Source organism: Stenotrophomonas sp. YAU14D1_LEIMI4_1 (assembly GCF_003086815.1).
Classification (GTDB): Bacteria; Pseudomonadota; Gammaproteobacteria; order Xanthomonadales; family Xanthomonadaceae; genus Stenotrophomonas.
On the sequence record NZ_CP025997.1, the window covers coordinates 2,398,430 to 2,420,992 of the forward strand.

The 22,563-nt window shown below is 67.3% G+C and carries 19 protein-coding genes and 1 pseudogene; 6 read left to right on the top strand and 14 right to left on the bottom strand.

Annotation, left to right across the window (positions count from 1 at the left end; all coding sequences use genetic code 11):
• Positions 1–30: 30 nt before the first annotated feature.
• A complete protein-coding gene (locus C1932_RS11145) occupies positions 31–726 on the bottom strand; it encodes an ankyrin repeat domain-containing protein (protein WP_108762212.1) in 696 nt (231 codons plus the stop codon).
• Positions 727–833: 107 nt separating this feature from the next.
• On the opposite strand from C1932_RS11145, the gene C1932_RS11150 reads away from it, so the two are divergent.
• Positions 834–1,715 carry a LysR substrate-binding domain-containing protein gene (locus tag C1932_RS11150; protein ID WP_108762213.1) on the top strand — a complete coding sequence of 294 codons (882 nt, stop codon included), beginning with the start codon at positions 834–836 and terminating at the stop codon, positions 1,713–1,715.
• Between the two features lie 609 nt (positions 1,716–2,324).
• Here C1932_RS11150 and C1932_RS11160 read toward each other — a convergent pair.
• Positions 2,325–3,485, bottom strand: a complete 1,161-nt coding sequence (locus tag C1932_RS11160) for an amidohydrolase family protein (RefSeq protein ID WP_108762215.1) — start codon at positions 3,483–3,485, stop codon at positions 2,325–2,327.
• A 171-nt stretch (positions 3,486–3,656) separates the two neighbouring features.
• On the opposite strand from C1932_RS11160, the gene C1932_RS11165 reads away from it, so the two are divergent.
• Positions 3,657–4,298, top strand: a complete 642-nt coding sequence (locus C1932_RS11165; RefSeq protein WP_108762216.1) for a hypothetical protein — start codon at positions 3,657–3,659, stop codon at positions 4,296–4,298.
• 74 nt (positions 4,299–4,372) lie between these two features.
• On the top strand, positions 4,373–4,984 hold the full coding sequence (locus tag C1932_RS11170; RefSeq protein WP_108762217.1) for a GNAT family protein: 612 nt from the start codon (positions 4,373–4,375) through the stop codon (positions 4,982–4,984).
• Here C1932_RS11170 and C1932_RS11175 read toward each other — a convergent pair.
• Complete coding sequence (locus C1932_RS11175) at positions 4,981–5,757, bottom strand: CDP-diacylglycerol diphosphatase (RefSeq protein ID WP_108762218.1); 777 nt, start codon at positions 5,755–5,757, stop codon at positions 4,981–4,983. The genes C1932_RS11170 and C1932_RS11175 overlap by 4 nt on opposite strands.
• Before the next feature lie 50 nt (positions 5,758–5,807).
• Positions 5,808–6,455 (bottom strand): decarboxylase, encoded by a 648-nt coding sequence (locus C1932_RS11180; RefSeq protein WP_234412110.1) that lies wholly within the window; start codon positions 6,453–6,455, stop codon positions 5,808–5,810.
• Positions 6,456–6,586: 131 nt separating this feature from the next.
• Here C1932_RS11180 and C1932_RS11185 point away from each other — a divergent pair, with 131 nt between their 5' ends.
• The gene (locus C1932_RS11185; protein ID WP_108762219.1) at positions 6,587–6,883 is read left to right on the top strand and encodes an I78 family peptidase inhibitor; all 297 of its coding nucleotides are present in this window, start codon (positions 6,587–6,589) and stop codon (positions 6,881–6,883) included.
• A 356-nt stretch (positions 6,884–7,239) separates the two neighbouring features.
• Here C1932_RS11185 and C1932_RS11190 read toward each other — a convergent pair whose 3' ends face one another.
• The 7 genes from C1932_RS11190 to C1932_RS11220 form a co-directional block, all read right to left on the bottom strand.
• Positions 7,240–8,127 carry a hypothetical protein gene (locus tag C1932_RS11190; protein ID WP_108763426.1) on the bottom strand — a complete coding sequence of 296 codons (888 nt, stop codon included), beginning with the start codon at positions 8,125–8,127 and terminating at the stop codon, positions 7,240–7,242.
• A 75-nt stretch (positions 8,128–8,202) separates the two neighbouring features.
• A complete protein-coding gene (dld, locus tag C1932_RS11195; protein ID WP_108762220.1) occupies positions 8,203–9,930 on the bottom strand; it encodes a D-lactate dehydrogenase in 1,728 nt (575 codons plus the stop codon).
• Positions 9,927–11,066 carry an FMN-dependent L-lactate dehydrogenase LldD gene (gene lldD, locus C1932_RS11200; protein WP_108762221.1) on the bottom strand — a complete coding sequence of 380 codons (1,140 nt, stop codon included), beginning with the start codon at positions 11,064–11,066 and terminating at the stop codon, positions 9,927–9,929. Before lldD ends, dld begins: the two co-directional genes overlap by 4 nt.
• Positions 11,067–11,084: 18 nt before the next feature.
• Entirely contained in the window at positions 11,085–11,849 is a 765-nt protein-coding gene (gene lldR, locus C1932_RS11205) for a transcriptional regulator LldR (protein ID WP_108753335.1), read from the bottom strand.
• A 53-nt stretch (positions 11,850–11,902) separates the two neighbouring features.
• Positions 11,903–13,561, bottom strand: coding sequence for an L-lactate permease (gene lldP, locus C1932_RS11210; protein ID WP_108756422.1), 1,659 nt, complete (start codon positions 13,559–13,561; stop codon positions 11,903–11,905).
• Between the two features lie 261 nt (positions 13,562–13,822).
• Positions 13,823–14,272: an MgtC/SapB family protein gene (locus C1932_RS11215; RefSeq protein ID WP_108756423.1), complete on the bottom strand. Its 450-nt coding sequence runs from the start codon at positions 14,270–14,272 to the stop codon at positions 13,823–13,825.
• A gap of 123 nt (positions 14,273–14,395) precedes the next feature.
• The gene (locus C1932_RS11220; RefSeq protein WP_108762222.1) at positions 14,396–15,154 is read right to left on the bottom strand and encodes an SDR family NAD(P)-dependent oxidoreductase; all 759 of its coding nucleotides are present in this window, start codon (positions 15,152–15,154) and stop codon (positions 14,396–14,398) included.
• Between the two features lie 146 nt (positions 15,155–15,300).
• Between C1932_RS11220 and C1932_RS11225 the strand changes: the two genes are divergently transcribed.
• Entirely contained in the window at positions 15,301–16,425 is a 1,125-nt protein-coding gene (locus tag C1932_RS11225; RefSeq protein WP_325051523.1) for an alkene reductase, read from the top strand.
• Positions 16,426–16,517: 92 nt separating this feature from the next.
• Here C1932_RS11225 and C1932_RS11230 read toward each other — a convergent pair whose 3' ends face one another.
• Together C1932_RS11230 and C1932_RS11235 are read right to left on the bottom strand one after the other, a co-directional pair.
• Positions 16,518–18,428 (bottom strand): CocE/NonD family hydrolase, encoded by a 1,911-nt coding sequence (locus C1932_RS11230; protein ID WP_108762224.1) that lies wholly within the window; start codon positions 18,426–18,428, stop codon positions 16,518–16,520.
• A 212-nt stretch (positions 18,429–18,640) separates the two neighbouring features.
• On the bottom strand, positions 18,641–21,436 hold the full coding sequence (locus tag C1932_RS11235; protein ID WP_108762225.1) for a glycoside hydrolase family 3 C-terminal domain-containing protein: 2,796 nt from the start codon (positions 21,434–21,436) through the stop codon (positions 18,641–18,643).
• Between the two features lie 334 nt (positions 21,437–21,770).
• Between C1932_RS11235 and C1932_RS11240 the strand changes: the two genes are divergently transcribed.
• A complete protein-coding gene (locus tag C1932_RS11240) occupies positions 21,771–22,205 on the top strand; it encodes a glyoxalase (RefSeq protein ID WP_108753345.1) in 435 nt (144 codons plus the stop codon).
• A gap of 226 nt (positions 22,206–22,431) precedes the next feature.
• Here C1932_RS11240 and C1932_RS11245 read toward each other — a convergent pair.
• A pseudogene (locus tag C1932_RS11245) lies at positions 22,432–22,563 on the bottom strand (IS110 family transposase); the annotation flags it as partial.

Genomic DNA, 22,563 nt, shown 5'->3' on the forward strand with positions numbered 1-22,563 from the left:
GGCACGCGGGCGTGCGGGGTGGAAGGGATATCAGCGGGTCGCGCCATGCTGGCGCAGCAGGGTCTCGATGGCGGTGTAGCCGCGCTGGCGGGCATGCGCCAACGGCGTCACCCCATCGCCGTCGGCCAGATGCGGATCGGCGCCGGCCTCCAGCAGCAACTGCACGATCTGCACGTGGCGTGGGCCGCCATCCCCGAGCAGGATGGCCTCCAGCAGCGCGGTCCAGTGCAGGCGATTGACGTGGTCCACGGCCACCCCGGCGCGCAGCAGCATGCGCACCGTGGCCACGTGGCCGCGGTCGGCGGCCGGAATCAACGCGGTACCGCCATAGCGGTTGGTACTGCGCAGATCGGCACCGTGGGCCAGGGTCAACGCGAGAATCTCATTCAGCCCGCGCGCGCCGGCGTACAGGTAGGCGCTGTCCTGCATCGCATCCTTGGCATTGACGTCGGCACCGGCGTCGATCAGCACACGCGCCGCCGCCAGCCGGTTGCCGTGGGTGGCCAGCAACAGAGCCGTACGGCCCTGCGCGTCGCGCGCTTCCAGCTGGGCACCGCCCTCCAGCGCCACCCGTACGGCCGCGGCGTCACCGCGGGCGGCGGCTTCGCGCAGGCGCACATCGGCCGCGCCGGTGCTGGCCGAGCAGGCCGACGCCAGCATCGCCAGCAGGCACAGCAGCAACAGACGACCCAGCGTGGGACAGCGGCGGCAACGATAGGTGCGCATCTGCGTTTCTCCTCTGCGGCGGGGCCGGTGCGGCGCTGCGGCCCGCTTGCCGCACCCTTTCCTGCATGGTAGAAGTCGCAGCAATCATCCAGAAGTGAAATGTTCAAATGGCTGACAGTGCCAAATCGAATAGAACCTTGTTCGAACTGGACCTGCTGCGGGCCCTGGTGATGGTGGCGGACTGTGGCAGTTTCACCACCGCCGCCACCCGCCTGCACTCCACCCAGTCCACCGTAAGCCAGAAGGTACGGCGGCTGGAGGAACTGGCTGGACACCGCCTGCTGGAACGCGGCCACCGCGATGTGCACCCCACCGACGCCGGCCACACCCTGCTGGGTTACGCACGGCGCATGCTCGATCTGAACGAGGAGCTGGCCCAGGCACTGGCCGGTGCCACGGTGGAAACTGCGGTACGTATCGGCGTGCCCGAGGATTTCGTCAACCCGCAGACCACCCGCATGCTGGCAGCCTTCAGCCGCCGCCACCCGCAGGTGAAGCTGGAGATCAGCAGCGGCCTGAGCCGCGACCTGGCCCATGGATTCGACCATGGCGAGCTGGACCTGGTGCTGGTGAAGCAGCGCCGCAACACCCGCCAGGCGGTGCACTGCCGGCGCGAGCCGATGCACTGGATCGACAGTGTGCGCAGCGGCAGCCTGCAGCACGATCCGCTGCCGCTGGTCACCTTCCCGCCGCGCGGGCTGTACCGCGACGAGATGATCCAGGCGGTGGAGGCGCTGGGGCTGCGCTGGCGCATTGCGTTCACCAGTTCCTCGCTCAGCGGCATCCAGGGCGCGGTGGCCGATGGCATCGGCATCAGCCTGCTGCCGCGCCGCGCGGTGGGCCGCGAACATCGCATCATCGATGGGGAACGCAGCCTTCCGGTGATCGACAACTACGAATTGGGGTTGCTGCACCGCCCCGACGCAGACGAAGCCGTACGCGCACTGGCCGCCGAACTCTGGCGCCAAGTGCAGCGCGAAGCGGAGTAGTTCTCTTTTGCAGGGCTGCGCCCTGCCCCCCCCTGTAGGAGCAACGTCAACAGCGGGCTATCCGTGGGATGGCGGGGGGGTGTCGGATTGCGGGGACGCCGTTAACCCATCCATGGGGGCTTGGCCGCGGCATCCATGCCGCGGACACCCCGCAATCCGACACCGCCCCGCCTTCGACAGTTTCCCGCGATCTGCCGGAACGGCACGGGGTCGGATCCCGTTGCTGCGCAACGGGCTCTGACCCCCGATTGAAATTGATATCCAACACATGCATCCACGCACGGCGTGGATCTACCAACAATTGTTTCGGTATCTGACAGTAGATCCACGCCATGCGTGGATGAATCACAACCGAAATCGAAAATTTCGAATCGAGTTCGAAATGCATCGTCGACACCTGCCAACAGCCGAGTGAACCTGTCAGAGGTGGGGCGGTGTCGGAGTGCGGGGTGTCAGCCGCATGGATGCGGCTGCCAAGCCTACACGGACGTACTTGCGGCGTCCCCGCACTCCGACACCGCCCCGCCACCCCACGCAATACCCGCTTTTGGCGTTGCTTCAGTCGAGCACGGCTCGACTCTACAGGGGTGCAGGGCGCAGCCCTGCCGACTACAACCACCGCCCCTGCACGACCACGCGCCGTTCCACCGGTACGCCGGCCACCGCCGCCGGGCCGTGGTCCGCGCGCACTGCCACGAACGTCGCCGGCAGCCCTTCGCCAATGCCGTATTGCGGCAACCCGATCGCCTGCGCGGCATGGGTGGTCACCATGTCCAGTGCCAGATCCAGATCGGCATCGGTGTAGAACCCCGAGCGGTACCCCAGCAGCATCGCCCGCTGCAGCAGATCACCATTGCCGTACGGCCACCAGCAATCGCGGATGTTGTCGTTGCCGGCAAACACCCGCACCCCGGCATCATGCAGCGCACGCAACGGCGGGAACGGGTGGTCGCCCGGGGCGTTGCTCATGATCGCCACACCCGCACGGGCCAGCGCCTCGCCCACCTGCAATGCACGCGCCAGCGGTACTTCGCCCAGCGCGTAGGCATGGCTGACCGCCACCCGGCCCTGCAGGCCAGCGGCCTGGGTGCGCGCGGCAATCCGCAGCAACTGCGCCAGTCCGGTTTCGCCCGGCTCATGCAGATGGATGTCCAGGCGCACGGCCTGGCGCTCGGCCAGGCCGAACAACAGGGCAAGCTGTCCGTCCGCATCACCGTCCAGCGTGGTCGGATCGATGCCGCCCAGCACCTGCACGCCAGCGTCCAGGGCCTGCCGCAGCACCTCGGCGGTGCCCGGGCAGGACATTACCCCGGCCTGGGGAAACGCCACCAGCTGGATCTGCATGATGTCCGCGCAACGCTCGGCGGCCTCGCGTACCGCCTGCAGATGCTGCAGGCCGGCACTGGCATCAATGTCCACATGGCAGCGCATGGCCACGGTGCCGAAGGCACTGCATTGGCGGATCAGCGCCTCGGCACGCTCGACCATGGGCGCGGCCGTGGAGACGGCGGCCTTTTCCACGGCCAGGCGCTCGCGCAGGCTGGCCACCGGCTGGTGCGGGTGCCAGCGGTCACCGACGAAGCTCTTGTCCAGATGGATATGGCCATCGACCAGCCCCGGGAGCACGGTGAAACCGGCCAGATTGACGTTTTCCGCCCCTTCCGCCGCGCCGCCCGCTGCGTTGATCGCCTGCAGCTGGCCGTCACGGATGTGGAAGTGCAGCGGCGCTCCGTGGCGGTCCACGCCACCATGAACGAACTGAAGGGTCATGGGTTACTCCACAGGCCAGACAAGGGGCCCATCGTGCGCCCACTCGCTGCCATCGGCCAACGAAATATGGCAATGCCACACATTCACCAGAGCGATGCGTCCGTCTCGTCGCCACGCTGCACACACCCCTGAACAGGTAACATAGCGCTCTGTTCCCGCTGTAGATGCCGCATGGGCCCGTCCGACCGCCACGATCGTCTTCGCCGCTGGCAGGCCGCGTCCCTGTTGGCCGCCGCTCCGATCGCCAGCCTGACCGCCAGCGATGCCGCGGCCACCACCCCGCCGCCCGCGCCCCCCGGCCAGCAGCGCATCGCCGCCGCCGTGCTGGTGGAACGCCTGCATCAGCGGGTGCTCAGTGGCCAGAGCGCCACCGCCACCTTGGAAAGCTGGTGTGCCGAGCACGGCCTGGCCGAGCAGGCGCGGGTGCGTGCGGTACGCGTGCGTGGCCAGGACAAGGCTGCCCCGGCCGATGTGCTGCTCGCGCTGGGTGCAACCGATGGCAGCGCCGTGCACTACCGTCGCGTGCAGCTGGTCTGCGGCAGCCGTGTGCTGTCCGAGGCCGACAACTGGTACCTGCCTGCCCGCCTGAGCGCGGCGATGAACCAGGTGCTGGACAGCACCGACGAGCCCTTCGGCCGCGTGGTCGGGCCGCTCGGGTTCCAGCGCCAGACCCTGGCCGACCAGACGTTCTGGCCGCCACGTGGCGATGGCAACCAGGGCGTGATCCTGGAAGTACGTGCACTCCTGCGCGACCGCGAGCAGCAGCCCTTCAGCTATGTCATCGAATCCTACGGCGTCGCTGCGTTGCCCTAGCGTACTGGACGCCTGCAGGCGTTTTGCAATGTATTCGATGGTTTCTGCCGGGCCGGCAGGTCACCGTCGAATGCATGTGTACCGAACCCCTGCCCTCCCCCATTCCCGCACTGCACCCGGTCCTGCGCCGGCACCTGCTGCACCTGGCCCACGGCGGCGTGATCGTGCGCCCGCTGCACCGCAATGACCTGAACGAGTGGCTCGGCCTGTGCGTGACACGCCGCGCGCAGCACGGCTTCAGTTGCCGCCCGGACGCCGACGTACAACTACTGATCGGCGTGCAGCGCTCACGCCTGCAGTTCGACAACGATCAACTGCTGCTGGGCGTGTTCGACGCCAGCAGCCGTCGCCTGGTGGATCAACTGGGCGTGCGCCTGCAGTCCACCCAGGCGCGCAGCGCCGAACTGCACCCGCTCTGCCAGGGCCCGTGGCGCGGTGCCGAGCGCCTGCGCGACACGCTGCACGCGCTGTGCCCGTTCCTGTTCGAACAGGTGGGCCTGCACCGCCTGTACGTCCTGCTGCCGGCACGGACCCCAGCGGCCATCGCATCGGCCTGGACCGAAGCGGGCTTTGCGCACGAGGGCGTGCTGCGCGGCCAGCACTTCGACGGCCAGCACTGGCAGGATCGCCACCTGCACGCCCTGACCGCGCCGGAATGGCGCCGCCGACAGGGCGAGTTGGGCTAGCGCACCCGCTCCAGCGCCTGGCCGGCGCCGGTCAGTACCGAACACGCATGGTCCTGCAGTTCCTCGGCGCTGGCGTCGTTGCCGCTGGCCGGATCCAGTCGGGTCGCCAGCAGCACGAAACCGGGCGTACCCTGCACGTTCTGCCGGCCCGCCACCAGCAGGCTCCACTGGCCAACATCGCCCACGCCGTTCAGCTCATGGGCCAGCAGGTTCAGCGGATTGGCGGTCAGTTCGGCACCGGGCAGCAGGCGCGCCTGGTACTGGTGGCCGCGCAAGGGCACAGGCAGCGGCGCCCAGCGGGTTTCCAGCGCAGCGGCATGCGCGTCCAGCGCCTGCAGTACATCGGCGCGCAGGCAGTCCACATGGATATGCAGCTGGTGCTGCGAACGTCCGTGCGGCGAATTCAGCGCCAGGCTGGCCACTTCACGCGGCAGGGCCTGGCCCAGTGCCCGTTCGCTGTGTACGCGGGCCCGCCATGCGGCAGCGAAATAGTTGGGCACACCGCGCCGGTACAGCGCCGGGCTTTCAATGCCGCTCACCTTGTCCAGCGGCATCAGCAGGTACTGGTAATCGCCGTGAGTATCCTTCACCAGCACGTCGCGCCGGTCGGCGGCGGTTTCCACCTGCAGGCAGCTTCCCTGCGGACCCTGCTCGCTCAGGCAGTCACGCTGGATGACCCGCCACAGCGCGTCGGAGTGGGCGGGCGGCGGCGGCGTGCTGGCACAGCCGGCCACGCAGGCAAGGGACAACAGCAGCAACGAACGGGTGAACACGGCGGGTTCCGTACAGGCGGGCCGCCATTCTACCGGCTGCCGGCAACGCCTCAGTAGGTGCCGAACGGCACTTCGACCTGCAGCGGCGTACCGGCAGGCAGCAACTGCAGCGTGTAACGGTCCAGCGCGCCCTCCTCATCGGCCTGCGGCAGACGCTGGAATTTCAGCTGGTACTGCGCCTGGCCCCAGCGCACGGTCGTGCCCGCAGCATCCACCGCGGCACCTTCGGGCAGCAGCAGGCCACCCAGATCGCTGTACGCGCCGGGCACGTCGGCGAAGCGGTAGTCGATCAGCTCGTCCACCCGCTGCATGGCATATACATGCGGCACATACGGCCGAGCGGCGCTGTGCAGATTGCTCAGATCGGCCACCCATACGGCAGGCAGGTGGTACTGCTCGCGCAGTGCATTGACCCCCAGCGATGGGCTGGCCACCTGCAGGCAGCACACCGTGCGCCGGCCCTCACGGTCCAGGATCGCGAACCGGTCGCCGCGGGTGGCCGCCTGCGGCAGCATGGCAAAGGCGAGGTTGCGCTGCGCCGGCTCGTAGCCGGTCTCGGTCTGCAGGTTGCGCCAGGCGCCGAACGGAGCGCCATCGGCCGCGGGGGCCGGGTCGACCTGCGCCTGGGCGAGCGCCGCCGTGCACAGGCACAGCACGCCTGCCAGGATCTGCGCCGGGTGGAGTCTGCCTGCCTTCATCTGCGATCACACGCCTGTCGATACACCGGCCACTATGCAGCGTGGCGCCGCCAGCGGCAATGATCGCACCGCTCCCGGCCGCACGGCGGCGGTGCTATGGTGCAGCCAATCCCCTGCGCAGGAGCGCCCGCATGACCGCCATCCGCCTGTCCCTGCTGCTGCCCGCCTCGGCCCTGCTGCTGTCGGCCTGTGTCAGCACGCCCGGCCCGCAGGTAAGCGGCAGCGGCCAATGCAACGCCAGCACCCTGGGCTGGGCCGTCGGACAGCCGGCCGACGAAGCCAACATGCGCCGCCTGTCACGCGAGAGCGGCGCCGGCCTGGTCAACCCGATCGGGCCGAACACGATCACCACCAAGGACATCCGCCCCGACCGCCTGCGCGTATACGTGGACAAGGACAACATCATCACCGCCGCCCGCTGCGAATGACCCCGCGCGCACCCAACGGCCCGCGCCCCGGCTTTGGGTAGAGTCGACCTTGCTCGACTGCTCTCGTTCAGTCGAGCAAGCTCGACTCTACCTCGACTGCCTTCGTTCCGTCGAGCAAGCTCGACTCTACCGGTCCGTGTAACCCGTACAATCGGGCAATGCCTGGTCCGGCTGGTATGCACCATCCCTGAAGTGGAACACGCGCGCATAGGTGCACGCCGGGACCTGCTCGGTCCGCAGGTCCTTCCTGGTCAGTGGCGCCTTCGTAGAGTCGAGCTTGCTCGACTGCTCCGGCTCCGGCATTTCGTAGCGTCGAGCTTGCTCGACTGATCTCGTTCAGTCGAGCAAGATCGACTCTACCGGTCCGTGTAACCCGAACAATCGGGCAATGCCTGGTCCGGCTGGTATGCACCCGCTCTGAAGTGGAACATGCGCGCATAGGTGCACGCCGGGTCCTGCTCGGTCCGCAGGTCCTTCCTGGTCAGTGGCGCCCTGGCCAATGAATCTTCGTTTCGCGAAACACCGGCCGGAAAACGCGTGGCCACGGTCTGGTAACGCAGCACCGGCATGCCCGTGGCAGCGGCATCCAGCGAAAGGCGTGCCGAGAATCCATAGGTGTCATGGCAGGCCCCGGCGCGCCGCTTCACGTCCTGCTCGCCGAAGCACGCCCGGATCTCCGCCTCGCCTGTCCACGCCGATCCCAGCACTGCATCGTCGATCTGGATGCGGTCATCCAGGTGCCGCACGCGTGCCAACTGCAGGCGTGACGCCTCGGTACCGCCCCCGGAATACATCGTGGTGACCTTGCTGATGCCGCCCACCAGCACATTCTGCCGCGCACGCTGCTGCGGATCGGCTACCGTCTGGTCGGCGCCCACGCCCGGCGCCAGCCGCACGATCCACGGCCACAGCGAAAGCTCGCCCTCCGGCGGAACGTCGATGCTCACGTGGTACGCCTGCGGCTGGCCCTCGCCGGCCACCGTCTCCAGCACTTCCAGCACGCTCGGCCGCTCGCTGTCACCGGATGCGGGCAGCACGCGCACGCACCAGACGCCATCACCGGTACAGTCGTACAAGCCGGACGGTCCGCCGCGTTCATCCACGCGCAGCACCTGGCCCAAGGGCTCCATCACGTTGCCAGCGGCATCGCTCTGCTGCGGAAGAATCGATCCCTGCGCCAGCGCCAGTACCGGGCTGGCCAGCAACAGCGCGGCCAATGCCGCGTGTGACATCGGGGTGTGCATCATCGCTCCTGCGCATCCGCGCATCCATGCCGAACCCGCATGATAGTAGAGTCGAGCTTGTTCGACTGCCTTCGTTCAGTCGAGCAAGCTCGACGCTGCCGAAGCTGGGCAATCACACCCGCCCCACCCCTTCGCTTTCGAGGTATGGCCGATGCCGGGGTTGAACGTGTTGCTCGGATCCAGCGACCGGTAAAACGCCGCAAGCGCCGGCTTGGCCGGGTACAGATGGCCCACGTTGTGCTCGGCCGGATACTCCGCCCCGCGCTGGTCCAGCAGTGCCCACATCGCATGTTCGATCGCCATCGGGTCTTCGCCCTTGCGCGCAATGTAGTCCTGATGGAACACGTGGCACAGGAAGTGGCCGTAATAGAGCTTGTGCAGCAGCCGCCCGTCGATATCCGCCGGCAGGGTTTCGAACCACTCGGCATCATCCCGGCGCAGCGCGATATCGAGCGCCACGATGTCCTGCACCTGCGCGCGATGCACTTCGCGGTAGCGCACCGCGGCACCGGCCACGGCAAACCGGTGCAGGAAAGCCTTGCGCCCTTCTTCGGCCGTGCAGCGGAAGAAACCACCCTCATGATTGGCGAAACACTCGCGCAGCCATCGCTCGGTCTCGGCCCCATCCTGCGCGGAGACCTTCAACAGCAGATGATGCTCAAAGCGCTGGCGGAACTCGCCCATGCGCGGCGGCAGGTGCGAGGGCAGCAGCGCAGTCAACGCCTGCATCACCCGGTCGGTCACGCCGCGCAGCCCGACGCGCTCGAACCACCCATCAACGCGGCTCTTCAATGCGAATGCGGCCGGCACGCGGGCGGTGCCCAGGCGGTCGATCAGCAGGAAGGTGTCCTTTCCATAACGTTCGCCGATGTCATACGCATCGCGGTGGATGTACTCCCCTGCGATCGGCAACCGCTCGAAGCCGGTCAGCAGCTGACGGCGGATGGCGGTGAGCGTGGCGGTGCGGTTGCTGCCGATGTAGAACACTTCGGCCGCTTCTTTCTCGAACGTGTCCAGGCGCACGGCGAAGACCGCCAGCTTGCCGGCAGAGCCGGCGGCCTCGAAATGGCGGCCAGGATCGGCATTGAAGCGTGCCGGCGTATCGGCATCGACCTGGCGCACGTCGTCGCTGTAGCGCTGGTCGGACGCGGCGCGCCCATCGCCATCGCCCACGTCGGCCGCACTGTACTGCCCGTCCTGCAGGCGCTGCAGGATCTGCTCGGGCGTATCGCCCAGGGCAATGCCCAGGTGGTTGACCAGTTGCAGCCGGCCCTGCGCATCGACCTGTGCATACAGCGCCAGCTCGGTGTAGGCCGGGCCACGGCGCACCAGGGCGCCGCCGGAGTTGTTGCAGATCCCGCCCAGCACCGAGGCACCAATACAGGACGAACCGATCACCGAATGCGGTTCGCGCCCCAGCGGCGCCAACGTCTGCTCAAGGCGGTCCAGGGTGGCACCGGGCAGGCACAGTACCTGGCGGCCTTCGTTCAACAGCTGGATGCCGGTCATCCGCAGCGTGCTGACCAGCACGATCGGGCGCCCATAGTCATTGCCATCCGGCGTCGATCCACCCGTCAGGCCGGTGTTGGCCGCCTGCACGATGATCGCCGCGCCGCCCTGCACGGCGGCCTGCAGCACGTGCCACAGTTCCAGCAGCGTGCCGGGGCGCACCACTGCCAGCACCGGGCCTTCACCGAAACGGTAGCCGCGGCGGAAACGGCGGGTGGCCTTGTCGCCGGTCAGTACATGGCGACGGCCGACCGCCTGGCGCAGCTGCTGCAGCACGGCCTCATCGCCGCTCACGGCAGGCTCACCAGCGAATCGCGGCCGATATCGGCAATGCGGCGCGCACCGGTCAACGTCATCGCCACCCGCATTTCCTTGGCGATCAGGTCCAGAAGGTTGGCCACGCCGGCCTCGCCCTGGGCTGCCAGTGCGTAGACGAAGGCGCGCCCCAGCAACACCGTGTCGGCGCCCAGCGCCAGCATGCGCACCACGTCCAGGCCATTGCGAATGCCCGAATCAGCCAGGATCTTCAGATCGCCCTGCACCGCATCGGCAATGGCCGGCAGCGCCCGCGCGGTGGACAGCACACCATCGAGCTGGCGGCCGCCGTGGTTGGAGACCACGATGCCATCGGCACCGAACTTCACTGCATCCCGCGCATCGTCCGGGTCGAGGATGCCCTTGATCACCATCGGCCCCTTCCAGAACTCGCGGATCCATTCCAGGTCCTTCCAGGAAATGGACGGATCGAAGTTGCTGCCCAACCAACCGATGTAATCCGCCAGTCCGGTCGGATGGCCGCGGTAAGCGGAGATATTGCCCAGGTCGTGCGGGCGGCCGAACAGGCCCACATCCCACGCCCAGCGCGGATGGCTGATGGCCTGGCCGATGCGACGCAGCGGCGCATTGGGGCCGCTCATGCCCGAGTGCGCGTCACGATAGCGCGCACCGGGCACCGGCATATCCACGGTGAACACCAGGGTGGTCACGCCGGCAGCCTGCGCCCGCTCCAGCGCATTGCACATGAAGCCACGGTCGCGCAGCACGTACAACTGGAACCACATCGGGCGCTGGATGGCCGGTGCCACTTCCTCGATCGGGCACACCGACACCGTGGACAGGGTGAACGGAATACCGCGACTGTCGGCCGCGCGTGCCGCCTGCACTTCGCCACGGCGTGCATACATGCCGGTCAGGCCCACCGGCGCCAGCGCCACCGGCATCGCCAGTTTCTCGCCGAACAGCTCGGTTTCCAGACTCAGGTCGGACATGTTGCGCAGGATGCGCTGGCGCAGCGCGATGTCGGACAGATCGGAAACGTTGCGCTTCAGCGTGTGCTCGGCATACGCGCCGCCATCGATGTAATGGAACAGGAACGGCGGCAGCCGGCGTTGCGCTGCGGCACGGTAATCGGTGGAGGCGGAAATGATCATGGGGTCAACCGGAAGTAGTCAGCCGTGCGGGGACGGCAGGCGCGAGGCCCGTGCACGCCGGGCTTCGTTGTCATCGAGCGTGCGCAGGGTGGTGTGCACGAATTCAAGGTGGGCATGCGCAGCCGCGCGCGCACGCTCGGGGTCGCCGGCCAGCACCGCATCCATCATTTCCCGATGCTGGTCAGACAGCGGCGAGAAGGTCCGGGCCGAGGTGTACAGCTTCTCGCGGCTCTGCGAGATGTTGGTCTGCAGCAGTTCGAACAGGCCACGCATCACCTGCAGCAGCACCAGGTTGTGCGACGCCTCGGCAATGGACAGATGGAACGCGGCATCGGCCTGCGCTTCGCCGGCGGGGTCATCCTTGCCGTGCGCGTCCATCATGGTCTGGAACGCGGCGGCGATGCGCGTGCGGTCCTCATCGGTCGCGCGCAATGCGGCGTGCCAGGCCGTGGCGCCTTCCAGTGCGTGGCGGATTTCCAGCACGTCGAAGCGGTACTCCGGGTCACCCTGGAACAGCGGCAGGTACGGCGCCAGCGGTTCATCCAGCGCCTGCCGGGCGCGTGCGGCCGGTGCGGCCACGTAGGTACCGCCGCCCACCCGTGCGGTCAGCAGGCCCTGGCTGGCCAGCTGCGCGATGGCCTCGCGCAGCGCCGTGCGCGATACCCCCAGCTGCACCGCCAGGGCGCGCTCGGCCGGCAGCCGGTCGCCCGGCTGCAGCTGCTGTTCCTGCACCAGCGCGCGCAGCTGCGCGGCCACCTTGTCCGAAACCCGTTGCATGCTCATGGCGCCATTGTCACCCGAACCGCACGAGGCTGGAGGAGCAGAGCGGCCATGGCTCAGGGAATCATCCAGGTCAGCCAGTAGGCCTGGGCCAGGGTGATCAGGCCGACCATCGTGGTGAAGATCAGGCTGTGCTTGACGGTGAAGCGGAACAGGTCCGATTCCTTGCCGGCCAGGCCCACCGCCGCACAGGCAATGGCGATGGACTGCGGGGAAATCATCTTGCCGGTCACCCCGCCAGTGGTGTTGGCCGCCACCAGCAGCACATCGGACACGCCGATCTGCTGGGCGGTGGTGGCCTGCAAGGCAGAGAACAGCGCATTTGAAGACGTGTCCGAACCGGTCAGGAACACGCCCAGCCAGCCCAGGAACGGCGAGAAGAACGGGAAGGCATCGCCGGTGTGGGCAAGCGCCAGCGCCAGGGTGGCCGACAGCCCTGAGTAATTGGCGATGAAGGCAAAAGCCAGCACCATGCCGATGGAATAGATCGGCACGCGCAGCTCGCGCACGGTTTCGCCGAAGGTCTGCAGCGCGGCCTTGGCCGGCATGCGCAGGGCGATGATGGCGATCACTGCGGCCAGGATGATGGCGGTACCAGTGGCCGAGAACCAGTCGAACTTGTAGACCGCTTCGTAGCTGAGCGGCGCGGGCACGATCGGCGGCATCTTCTGCACCATCTGGTCCAGCCCCGGCACCGGAATCTTCAACACCCAGCCTTGCAGCGCACCGCCGGCGGCGAACAACGCCTTGAACGGCTTGATGCTCCACAGGGTGACCATCGCCGTAAGGATCAGGAACGGCGACCACGCCTTGGCAATCTGGCCGACGCTATGGCGCGGTGCCTCCAGCGCCTGTGCAGCGGCCTGCGCACTGGTTTCGGTATCGAAACGGAAGATGCGCACCGGCTTCCAGCGGCGCAGGAACAGGGTCAGGCAGACCAGCGAGGCCAGCGATGCGGTGATGTCCGGCAGTTCCGGGCCAATGAAGTTGGAGGTCAGGTACTGGGCGATGGCGAAGGAACCACCGGCCACCAGCACCGCCGGCCAGGTTTCCTTGATGCCACGCCAGCCATCCATGATCGCCATGATCCAGAACAGCACGATGATGGTCAGGAACGGCAGCTGGCGCCCGGCCATCTGGCCGATCTCAAACGCGTCCAGGCCGGTCACCTGCCCCGCGACGATGATCGGAATGCCCATGGCACCGAACGCCACCGGTGCGGTGTTGACGATCAGGCACAGGCCGGCCGCATACAGCGGCTTGAAGCCCAGGCCGACCAGCAGCGCGGCGGTGATCGCCACGGGAGCGCCGAACCCGGCGGCGCCTTCCAGGAACGCACCGAAGGCAAAGCCGACCATCAACATCTGCAGGCGCTGGTCTTCGGTAACCGAAAGGATCGAGGCGCGGATGATGTCGAACTGCCCGGTCTTGACCGAGACCTTGTACAGGAACACCGCGCCGATGATGATCCAGGCGATCGGCCACAGGCCGTAGACAAAGCCATAGCCGGCCGCGCCCAGCGCCTGCGCCAGTGGCATGCGGTAGAACAGCAGGGCCACGCCGAGCGCGATGGCCACGGTGATCGTGCCGGCCAGCCAGCCCTTCATGCGCAGCACGGCCAAGGCGACGAAGAAGAAGGCGATCGGCAGCAGCGCGATCAGGCTGGACAACCACAGGTTGCCGGCGGGGTCGTACAGGTGTTGCCAGGGCTGCATGGAAAATCTCGGCGTTGACGGGAAACCCACCGCAGTGGGGCGGTCCGTGGCGCGCGAATATTGGTCGTACCATTATTCGCAACAAATGCACCACTGGTGGCGGATTGAACCGTCATTCCCGCAAGACGCCTATTAGACCATAGCGTTAGTTCTGGTTTATTGGTATGACCATTAAGAGAAACGGTCAGAGCCCCTGCGGGGATCTGACCCTGGTCGCGGCGGGGTCGGATCCCCGCAGGGGCTCCGACCCCAGCCCGGCACTCACAGCTTCTTCTCCACCCGCCGTATCACCGCCAGCACCAGCAGGCACAGCACGCTCACTCCCATCGCGATCACGTACTTGCCAATGCCCACGGCAATGCCGATGGCGGCGGCCATCACAAGAGAACTGGCGGTAGTCAGCCCACTGACCTGGTCTTCGCGGTTACCGCGCAGGATGGTGCCGGCGGCAACGAACCCCACGCAGGCCACCACGGCCTCGATCAGGCGCACCGGATCGACCTGCAGCAGGTCGCGGTAGCGCTCCTGCTGGAAATGTTCGGCCACCGAATCGCCCAGGCCGACGATCAGCGCCGCCGCACCCGCAATCAGCATGTGTGTGCGCAGGCCCGCGGCGTGTTTGCCCATCTCGCGCTCGACGCCCAGCACGCCGCCAAACAGCATGGCGGCGGCAACGCGCAGCAGGATGGATACGTCCTGGGTGAGTTCCATCGGCAGGCTCCGGTATTTTCCCGGAGCGTCGCGCGCCGCGCGTGGCACCACAGTGAAGGCGCCCGCACGGCCGTTTCACCCGGTAGCGCCGGGCGTGGCCCGGCGGCACCGCACCTGAGCGCATTACTGCGCCAGGTAACCGCCATCGATCGCGTAATAGGTACCCGTCGCGAACGAGGCATCATTGCTGGCCAGCCAGGCCACCAACGCAGCGACCTCGTCCGGCGTGCCCAGCCGCTTCAGGGCATGCTTGGCTTCCAGCGTGGCACGCGCGTTGGCATCCATCTTGTCCAGCAGCGGCGTGGCAATGAAGCCCGGACCGACCGCGTTGATGCGGATGCCGTCGGCAGCATGTTCCCAGGCGGCCGTCTGGGTCAGGCCCACCACACCATGCTTGGCCGCCACGTACGCGGTGGAACCGGCAAAGCCCACCTGGCCCAGGATCGAAGCCATGTTGATGATGCTGCCGCCCTTGCCCGCCGCGCGCATCGCCTGGATCTGCGCACGCTGGCACAGGAACACGCTGGTCAGGTTCACATCCACCACGCGCTTCCAGCCATCAACCGGGTAATCGGCGCTGCTGGCCGCAGGGCCGCCGATACCGGCATTGTTCACGGCCACATCCAGCCCGCCCAGTTCGCTCACCGTGCGCTGCACGGCCGCTTCCACCGCTGCCTCGTCGGTCACGTCCAGCGCAATGCCGATGGCTTCGGCACCCTTGGCCTTCAAGGCCTGCACGGTCGCATCCACGGCGTCCTGCTTCAGGTCCCACACTGAAATGCGTGCGCCCGATGCAGCCAGCAGCTCGGCCACGGCCAAGCCGATGCCGGAAACACCGCCGGTAACGATGGCGGTCTTTCCGCCCAGCTGATAATCGATCATCTGTGTACTCCACGTGTTGGCAATCGACGCGGGCCTGCCCGCCTGCCCTTGAATCTACGCCGCCACGTGTTACGGAAACGGCACGCGGCGCACCGCCGCCACGCAACGATCCTTCCCATCACTGCAACGCGCAGCGCTCTATGCTCATGCACACCTCCCCTTCAGTGCATGGACCCCCGATGAGTGCCGAATCCCGCGTGTTGTTCACGCCCACCCGCCTGGGTGATATCGCCGTTGCCAACCGCATCGCCATGGCTCCGCTTACGCGCAACCGCGCCCTGCCCGATCGCGTACCGTCGCCGCTGGCGGTCACCTACTACCAGCAGCGCGCCAGCGCCGGCCTGATCATTGCCGAGGCCACCCAGATCAGTCCGCTTGGCCAGGGCTACCTGGACACTCCAGGCATCTACAGCGCCGAGCAGGTGGCGGCATGGAAGCACATTACCGATGCCGTGCACGCAGAAGGCGGCCGCATCGTGCTGCAGTTGTGGCATGTGGGCCGCATTTCCCACACCAGCCTGCTGCCGGACGGTGAAGTGCCGGTGGCACCCAGCGCGATCCGCGCCAACGGCAAGACCTTCACCGCCAACGGCTTTGAGGATGTGTCCGCGCCACGCGCACTGGCCATCGATGAAATCCCGGCGCTGATCGAGGACTACCGCATCGCCGCGCGCAACGCCATCGCGGCGGGCTTTGATGGCGTGGAAGTCCATGCAGCCAACGGCTACCTGATCGATCAGTTCCTGCGCGACGGCAGCAACCAGCGCAGCGATGCCTACGGTGGCAGCATCGAAAACCGCACGCGCCTGCTGTTTGAAGTAACCAGTGCCGTGGCCGAGGCCATCGGCGCGGCCCGTACCGGCGTGCGCCTGTCGCCGGTCACGCCGGTCAACGATGCCCACGACAGCGACCCGCAGCCGCTGTTCAACCGCGCGGTGGAACGTCTGGACAGCATCGAAGGGCTGGCCTTCATCCACGTGATCGAAGGCGCAACCGGCGGTGACCGGGACAACATCGCGTTCGACTACGCCGCGCTGCGTGCCCACTTCCGCGGCCCGTGGATCGCCAACAACGGCTATGACGTGGACAGTGCCGAGCAGGCCGTCGCCAGCGGCTACGCCGACATGGTCGCCTTCGGTCGTGCGTTCATCGCCAACCCCGATCTGGTTGCACGCCTGCGCAGCGGCGCGGCCCTGGCCGAGCTGGACCCGGCCACGCTGTATGGCGGCGGCGAGCACGGCTACACCGATTACCCCGCGTTGGGCGCATAAGCCGCACATGCGCCGGGCATGGCCCGGCGCTACCGCCTGCTCTGGTAGGTGTCGACCTTGGTCGACACATGCCCGGCGTCACCCCGTCCCCTTCAATACACCGGCAGATCGATGTAGCTTGCCTGCGCGGCACTGTGCCAGACGCGCTGCGTGGCCTTCTGGTAATCGCCCGGCTTGGCCAGGTAGATGTTCGGCACGTAGGTCTGCGGGTTGCGGTCATACAGCGGGAACAAGCTGGACTGCACCTGGACCATCACCCGGTGCCCCTTCTGGAAGGTGTGGTTGGCATTGGGCAGATCGAAGCGGTACGGCAGCACCTGGTTGGCGGCCAGCGGCTTGGCTTCGCTGAAGCTTTCGCGGTAGCGGCCGCGGAAGATCGCCAGCGACACCGGCAGCTCGTAGCCGCCCATCTCCGGCGTCGATGCTTCCTGGTCCGGATACACATCGATCAGCTTCACCACCCAGTCGCTGTCGGTGCCACTGGTGGACGCCTGCAGATGCACCACCGGCGCACCGCCGATGCGCAGCGGTTCGCTCAAGGGTTCGGTGATGAAGGTCAGCACGTCGGGCCGACCATCCACGAAGCGCTGGTCCTTCACCAGCCAGGTGGTCCACATGTCACGGTCGCCGAAACGAACCGGGCGCGGCACGAACGGCACCGGCTTGGCCGGGTCGGACACATACTCTTCGTAATCACCCTCGCCTGCCGCCGGCGCCTGGAAGGCCAGCTTGCCGCCGGCGCGCAGGTACAACGGCTTGCTGGCCGCCGCGCAGTCCTTTTCGCAGCTGCGCGGCCAGCCCTGCAGGCGGTCCCAGTGGTTTTCACCGGCGTTGTAGATCAGCACCGGCGGTGTGTCCGCCTTCGGCGCGCCGTCCACCAGGTATTGGTCGAAGAATGGCTTGAGCACATCGCGGCGGAACTGCAGGGCGGTATCGCCATCGAACTTCAGGGCGCCCAGTTCGCTGCCACTGTAGTTCACCTGGCTGTGCCGCCACGGGCCCATCACCAGGTAGTTGTGGGTGTTGCCGGTATCGCGGCCTTCCATGACCTGGTAGGCATGGTTGGCGCCCCACATGTCTTCCTGGTCCCACAGGCCCTGCAGCCACATCGTGGGCACCTTCAAGGGGGTGTTGGCCATCACCGCATCCAGCGCCTGGCCCTGCCAGAACGCATCGTAGGCCGGGTGCTGCACCAGCTTCTTCCACCAGGTCAGCTGGTCCACGCCGGTGAAACGCGCGTAGTCGCCGGCCGAGCCAATGCGCAGGAAGGTGCTGTAGTCGTCGTAGCCCAGGCTGGGCAGCGGCATGCCCTTGCCGCGCTTCTCGGTCTGCATGGCGAAGTAGTTGAAGTTGACCTGGCGGAAGGCGCCGTAGTTCAGCCAGTCATCGCCCATCCAGCCATCCACCATCGGGCTCTGTGGCGCGGCCACCTTCAGCGCGGGGTGCGGGTTGGTCAGCGCCATCACCACGGTGAAGCCTTCGTAGGACGAGCCCAGCATGCCGACCTTGCCGTTGCTTTCCGGCACGTGCTTGACCAGCCAGTCGATGGTGTCCCAGGCGTCGGTGGCGTGGTCGACCTTGGTGTTGTTCAACGGCCCGCGCAGCGGCCGGGTCATCACGTAATCGCCTTCGGAACCGTACTTGCCACGGATATCCTGGAACACGCGGATGTAGCCGCCGTCGACGAACACCTCGTCGCCCTGCGGCAGCAGGTCACGCATGCGCGGCGAATCGCTGCGGTTGGCGCGGCCGGCAGCATCGTAGGGCGTGCGGGTCAGCAGGATCGGCGCGTTGTGGGCGCCCTTGGGCACTACGATCACGGTGTACAGACGGGTGCCGTCGCGCATCGGCACCATCACCACGCGCTTGTCGTAGTCGCGGCCGATATCCGGTGCAACGAACGGCTTGCCACTGATGTCCGGGGTCATCGGCGGGGTATCGGCGGCCAGCACGCTGCTGGACAGGCACAGGGCGATGGCTACAGCAACGGCACGCACATGCATGGATGACCCCTCGGCAGGAAAGGTTCCAGCGTACTCCTGCCCACCCCGCCGAAGTGTGCGCCGGCTTTGCGTTCTGTGGTGTCCGGGGCACGACTGATGGCACATGTGCGGCCGACGGCCGCCGCGCTCGCCGGGCATGGCCCGGTGCCCCCCCCACAAACAGACACGGCCCCTTGCGGGGCCGTGTCTTCAAGCATCCATCAGCTGCGGAATCAACGCAGCACCTGCTCCACCAGCTGCACGTCCACGCTCTGCAGCGGTTCGGCCGCATTGCGCGACAGCTGCACCTGGTAGGTGCCGCCGTCGATCTTCCACTGGCGGGCCTGCGCATCGTAATGCGCCAGCGTCTTCGGCTCGGCTTCGATGCGGATACGGCGCTGTTCGCCCGGCTGCAGGCTCACCTTGTCGTAGCCGATCAGGCGGATCGGCGTGGTGCTGCCGGCCGGCAGCTTCAGGTACAGCTGGGCCACGTCGGCACCGGCGCGCTTGCCGGTGTTGCGGATGTCCACGCTGGCGACCAGGCGCGAACCTTCCACGCTCACCTTCAGGTTTTCATAGGCAAACGAGGTGTAGGACAGACCGTGACCGAAGGCAAAGGTCGGGGTCAGGCCCTTGGCGGCCATCCACTTGTAGCCCACGTTGGCGCCTTCGATATCGAAATCGAACACATCGCCGAACGGCTTGGCCGGCTTGAAACCGAGACCATCCACGTGCGGGCGCGGCAGCTGCGATTCGTCCACCACCCAGGTCACCGGCAGGCGGCCCGACGGGTTCACCTGGCCGGTCAGCAGCGCGGCAATGCCTTCGCCACCACGAATGCCCGGGTACCAGGCCTGCAGCATGGCCGGCACCTGCGCCAGCCACGGCGTGCGCACCGGGCCATTGGTTTCCAGCACCAGCACGGTCTTCGGGTTGGCCTTGGCCACTGCCGAGATCAGCGCATCCTGGTTGTCAGGCAGCTTCATGTCCGGCAGGTCGACCGACTCGGCCGCCCACTGGGTGGCGAACACGATGGCCACGTCCGCCTGCGCGGCAGCCTTGGCCGCCGCAGCAGCGTTGCTGCCGTCCACATATTCGATGGTCGCGTCCGGGCGCGCTGCACGCAGCGATTCCAGCGGCGAGGACGGGTGGAACATCACCGGGCCCGGCCAGGTGGTGGGCAGCACGCCCGGCACCGCATTGGTGCCCTTGGCGGTCACGCCCACCATCGACGAACCACCGCCACCGATCACGCCCTTGTCGGCATGGCCACCAATGATGACGATGCGCTTCACGCTGTCGGCCAGCGGCAGCAGGTTGCCTTCATTGCGCAGCAGCACGCTGCCTTCTTCCACCGTGCGCTGGGCAACGGCGAAGCCAGCCTCGGCATCCACCTTCTGGTGCTGCGGCGGGTTGTCGAAGTTGCCGTGCAGGAACATCGTGCGCAGGATGCGCGCGACCATGTCATTCAGGCGCGCCTGCGGCACCACGCCGCCGTGCACGGCCAGGCGCAGCGGCTCGTCGAAGAACACCGCCGCGTCGAACACTTCACCGGCCGACTGCTGGTCCAGGCCGGCCAGCGCCGCCTTCGAACCGCTGTGCACGCCGCCCCAGTCGGACATCACGAAACCGGGGAACTTCCACTCCTGCTTCAGCACTTGGTTCATCAGGTAGCCGTTCTCGCAGCCGTAGGTGCCGTTGATCTTGTTGTACGAGCACATCGCCACGCCTGGGCGGCCGGCTTCCAGCGCAATCTCGAAGGCCAGCAGATCCGATTCGTGCATGGCCTGTTCGCCGATGCGCACATCGTGGAAGTTGCGGCGGGTCTCCATGTCGTTCAGCGCGAAGTGCTTCATCGAGGAGATGACGTGCTGGCTCTGCACGCCCTGGATCAGCGCGCCCACCATCGAACCGGCCAGCAGCGGATCTTCACCGGCGTATTCGAAATTGCGGCCGTTGCGCGGGTCACGCTGCAGGTTCACGCTGCCCGAAAGCAGGATGTTGAAGCGCTGCTGCCAGGCTTCACGGCCCATGGTTGCGCCACCGGCGAAGGCGACTTCGCGGTTCCAGCTGGAGGCGGTGGACGGGCCCGAGGGCATGGCCGTGGCGAAATCGCCCGGACGGATGCCACCCGGGTTGGTCACGCCCACGCCAGCATCGGCCGACTGCTGCGCCGGAATGCCCAGGCGCGGCACCGCCGGCACGAAACCGGCAGAACCCACCGCGCCTTCCGGCAGCGGACCGCCATCCTTGCCCAGCCCGAAGTAGCTGTGCAGCATCTGGAACTTCTCGTCCTCGGTCATCGCCTTCAGCAGCAACGCAGCGCGCGCATCGGCGTTCAGGCTGGCATCCATCCACGGGCGCTCACCGCCCTTGTCGGCCGCGTAGGCCAGGGTCAGCAGGGTTGCCTGCAGGCCATTGCCATCGATCTTGAACGGTGCGCTGCTGGCAGCCTGGAAGCCATCGCTGAAATAGCTGGCATCGGCTTCCAGGGCCACGCGCGAGGGATCGAAACCCGCTGCCTTGGCCGATTCACTGGCCACCGCGCCCAGCAGCACCGCCGGTGCGCCCAGCCGCGAACGCGACACCAGCGCCGGCAACTGCGCGGCGCCGGCACCGGCGTCGGTGTAGACGGCCACTGTGTGGCGACCGTCATCCAGGCGCAGGTAGTTCAGGCCCGGCTGGTCCGGGCCGCTTTCCGCGGCAATCGGCAGGCGGGTCAGCACGGCCTGGCCGCGCTGGGTCTGGCCATCGTCCTGGCCGGCGGCAATGAAGCGGTAGTCGTAGCCCAGGCCATCAGCGAGCAGCTGCAACGGATCGACCTGGCCGATACCGCGCTGCACTTGGCGCACGCTCACCGCGTCCACCTGCAGGGTCTTCAGCTGCGCCGCCAGGGCCGGCATCGCGTCCGGCGCAGGCGCCTGGTCCAGGGTCAGCACGGTGAAGGCGGCCGGGTCGGCCCAGGCCGGGGCGGCCAATGCGGCAGACAGGGCAAGGGACAGGGCAAGCGGCTTTGTAAACGTTTTCATCAGCAGGCGTAATTCCGTTGCCAAGGCAATCGGTCCAGGGAAAGTGCCGCCGAAGGGTGCAGCGTCATGCCGCGCAAGCGTTGCCGGGCAACACCTGCAGGCCAAAGGACGGGCCGGTCTGCGCGCGGGACCCTCCTCCCGGCGTGACAACCTGCCTGCCCGGGCCGCACACGGCGACCCATCATGTGAAGATTGTGCGAGGGCGTTGATCGCTGTCAACAGGACCTAAGTCACAGGCGCCCGCGCGCACGGTGGTTATCAAGCCATCACCGCTGGTCATCAGCGCAGCGTGTGGTGCTGCCGATAATGGAATTCCCGGCCCCGAGCGTTGCCCATGACCCTGCACCGCGACTTCGACCATCTCTGGCGCGACCGCTGTGATACCTCCAGCCAGCGCAGCCCACGCGTGCTGATCCGCGTGTTCGTCGCCCCCGGAGAACTGGAAGCACGGGTGGCCTTCTACGAACAACTGCAGGGCGTGGTGGCCGACGCGGGCTTCCCCTTCCCCGATGCCGGCCTGCGCCTGGCCATGGTCGGTGCGTTCCTGCTGATCGAAGGCAATGACACCGCACTGGCGCCGTTCACCTCCACCACCGGCACCTTGCTGGTCGATGACGTGCGGCCCTATCACGACAGATTGGTCGCAGCCGGCGCGCAGATCATCTTCCCGCTGCAGGTGGTACCCACCGGCGCGGCGTTCAATGCGGTGCACCCCGATGGCACCGTGGTCGAGTACGTGCACCACCGGCCGGACCCACACGGGCGGTGATGGGACGGCCGGGCTGCCGCCCGGCACCCGCAGAGACAACGGCAAACGCGACAGCAAGATCAAATGCCGCATTCCGTGGGATGGCGGGGTGGGTCCGGTTACGGGGGACGCCGTGAATCCGTCCATGGAGCAACTGTGTTGTCGGATGGTTTTTTGGCCGTCTGGCAGACAGTCACGGCAAAGCCGGCCGCCGGCCGGCAGCCGCTGCGGTGCGCTTGGGCTTGCCTCAAGCGGGGATCGGTCCGCTTTCTGCGTCGCGCACGCGGGCGTTGAGAATGGCCAGCATCTTGCGCATCACGGCCACGATGGCCACTTTCCCTTCCTTGCCGCGGGCCCGCAGCGACCGGTAGAAGTCCCG

Coding starts and splice junctions, on each gene's coding strand:
- C1932_RS11220 (WP_108762222.1), bottom strand. CDS start 15,154: ATGATCGATTATCAGCTGGGCGGAAAGACCGCCATCGTTACCGGCGGT.
- C1932_RS11235 (WP_108762225.1), bottom strand. CDS start 21,436: ATGAAAACGTTTACAAAGCCGCTTGCCCTGTCCCTTGCCCTGTCTGCC.
- C1932_RS11215 (WP_108756423.1), bottom strand. CDS start 14,272: ATGGAACTCACCCAGGACGTATCCATCCTGCTGCGCGTTGCCGCCGCC.
- C1932_RS11170 (WP_108762217.1), top strand. CDS start 4,373: ATGTGTACCGAACCCCTGCCCTCCCCCATTCCCGCACTGCACCCGGTC.
- C1932_RS11150 (WP_108762213.1), top strand. CDS start 834: ATGGCTGACAGTGCCAAATCGAATAGAACCTTGTTCGAACTGGACCTG.
- C1932_RS11190 (WP_108763426.1), bottom strand. CDS start 8,127: ATGCACACCCCGATGTCACACGCGGCATTGGCCGCGCTGTTGCTGGCC.
- C1932_RS11180 (WP_234412110.1), bottom strand. CDS start 6,455: ATGAAGGCAGGCAGACTCCACCCGGCGCAGATCCTGGCAGGCGTGCTG.
- C1932_RS11230 (WP_108762224.1), bottom strand. CDS start 18,428: ATGCATGTGCGTGCCGTTGCTGTAGCCATCGCCCTGTGCCTGTCCAGC.
- C1932_RS11225 (WP_325051523.1), top strand. CDS start 15,301: ATGCACACCTCCCCTTCAGTGCATGGACCCCCGATGAGTGCCGAATCC.
- C1932_RS11160 (WP_108762215.1), bottom strand. CDS start 3,485: ATGACCCTTCAGTTCGTTCATGGTGGCGTGGACCGCCACGGAGCGCCG.
- C1932_RS11185 (WP_108762219.1), top strand. CDS start 6,587: ATGACCGCCATCCGCCTGTCCCTGCTGCTGCCCGCCTCGGCCCTGCTG.
- lldP (WP_108756422.1), bottom strand. CDS start 13,561: ATGCAGCCCTGGCAACACCTGTACGACCCCGCCGGCAACCTGTGGTTG.
- lldR (WP_108753335.1), bottom strand. CDS start 11,849: ATGAGCATGCAACGGGTTTCGGACAAGGTGGCCGCGCAGCTGCGCGCG.
- C1932_RS11145 (WP_108762212.1), bottom strand. CDS start 726: ATGCGCACCTATCGTTGCCGCCGCTGTCCCACGCTGGGTCGTCTGTTG.
- lldD (WP_108762221.1), bottom strand. CDS start 11,066: ATGATCATTTCCGCCTCCACCGATTACCGTGCCGCAGCGCAACGCCGG.
- C1932_RS11165 (WP_108762216.1), top strand. CDS start 3,657: ATGGGCCCGTCCGACCGCCACGATCGTCTTCGCCGCTGGCAGGCCGCG.
- C1932_RS11240 (WP_108753345.1), top strand. CDS start 21,771: ATGACCCTGCACCGCGACTTCGACCATCTCTGGCGCGACCGCTGTGAT.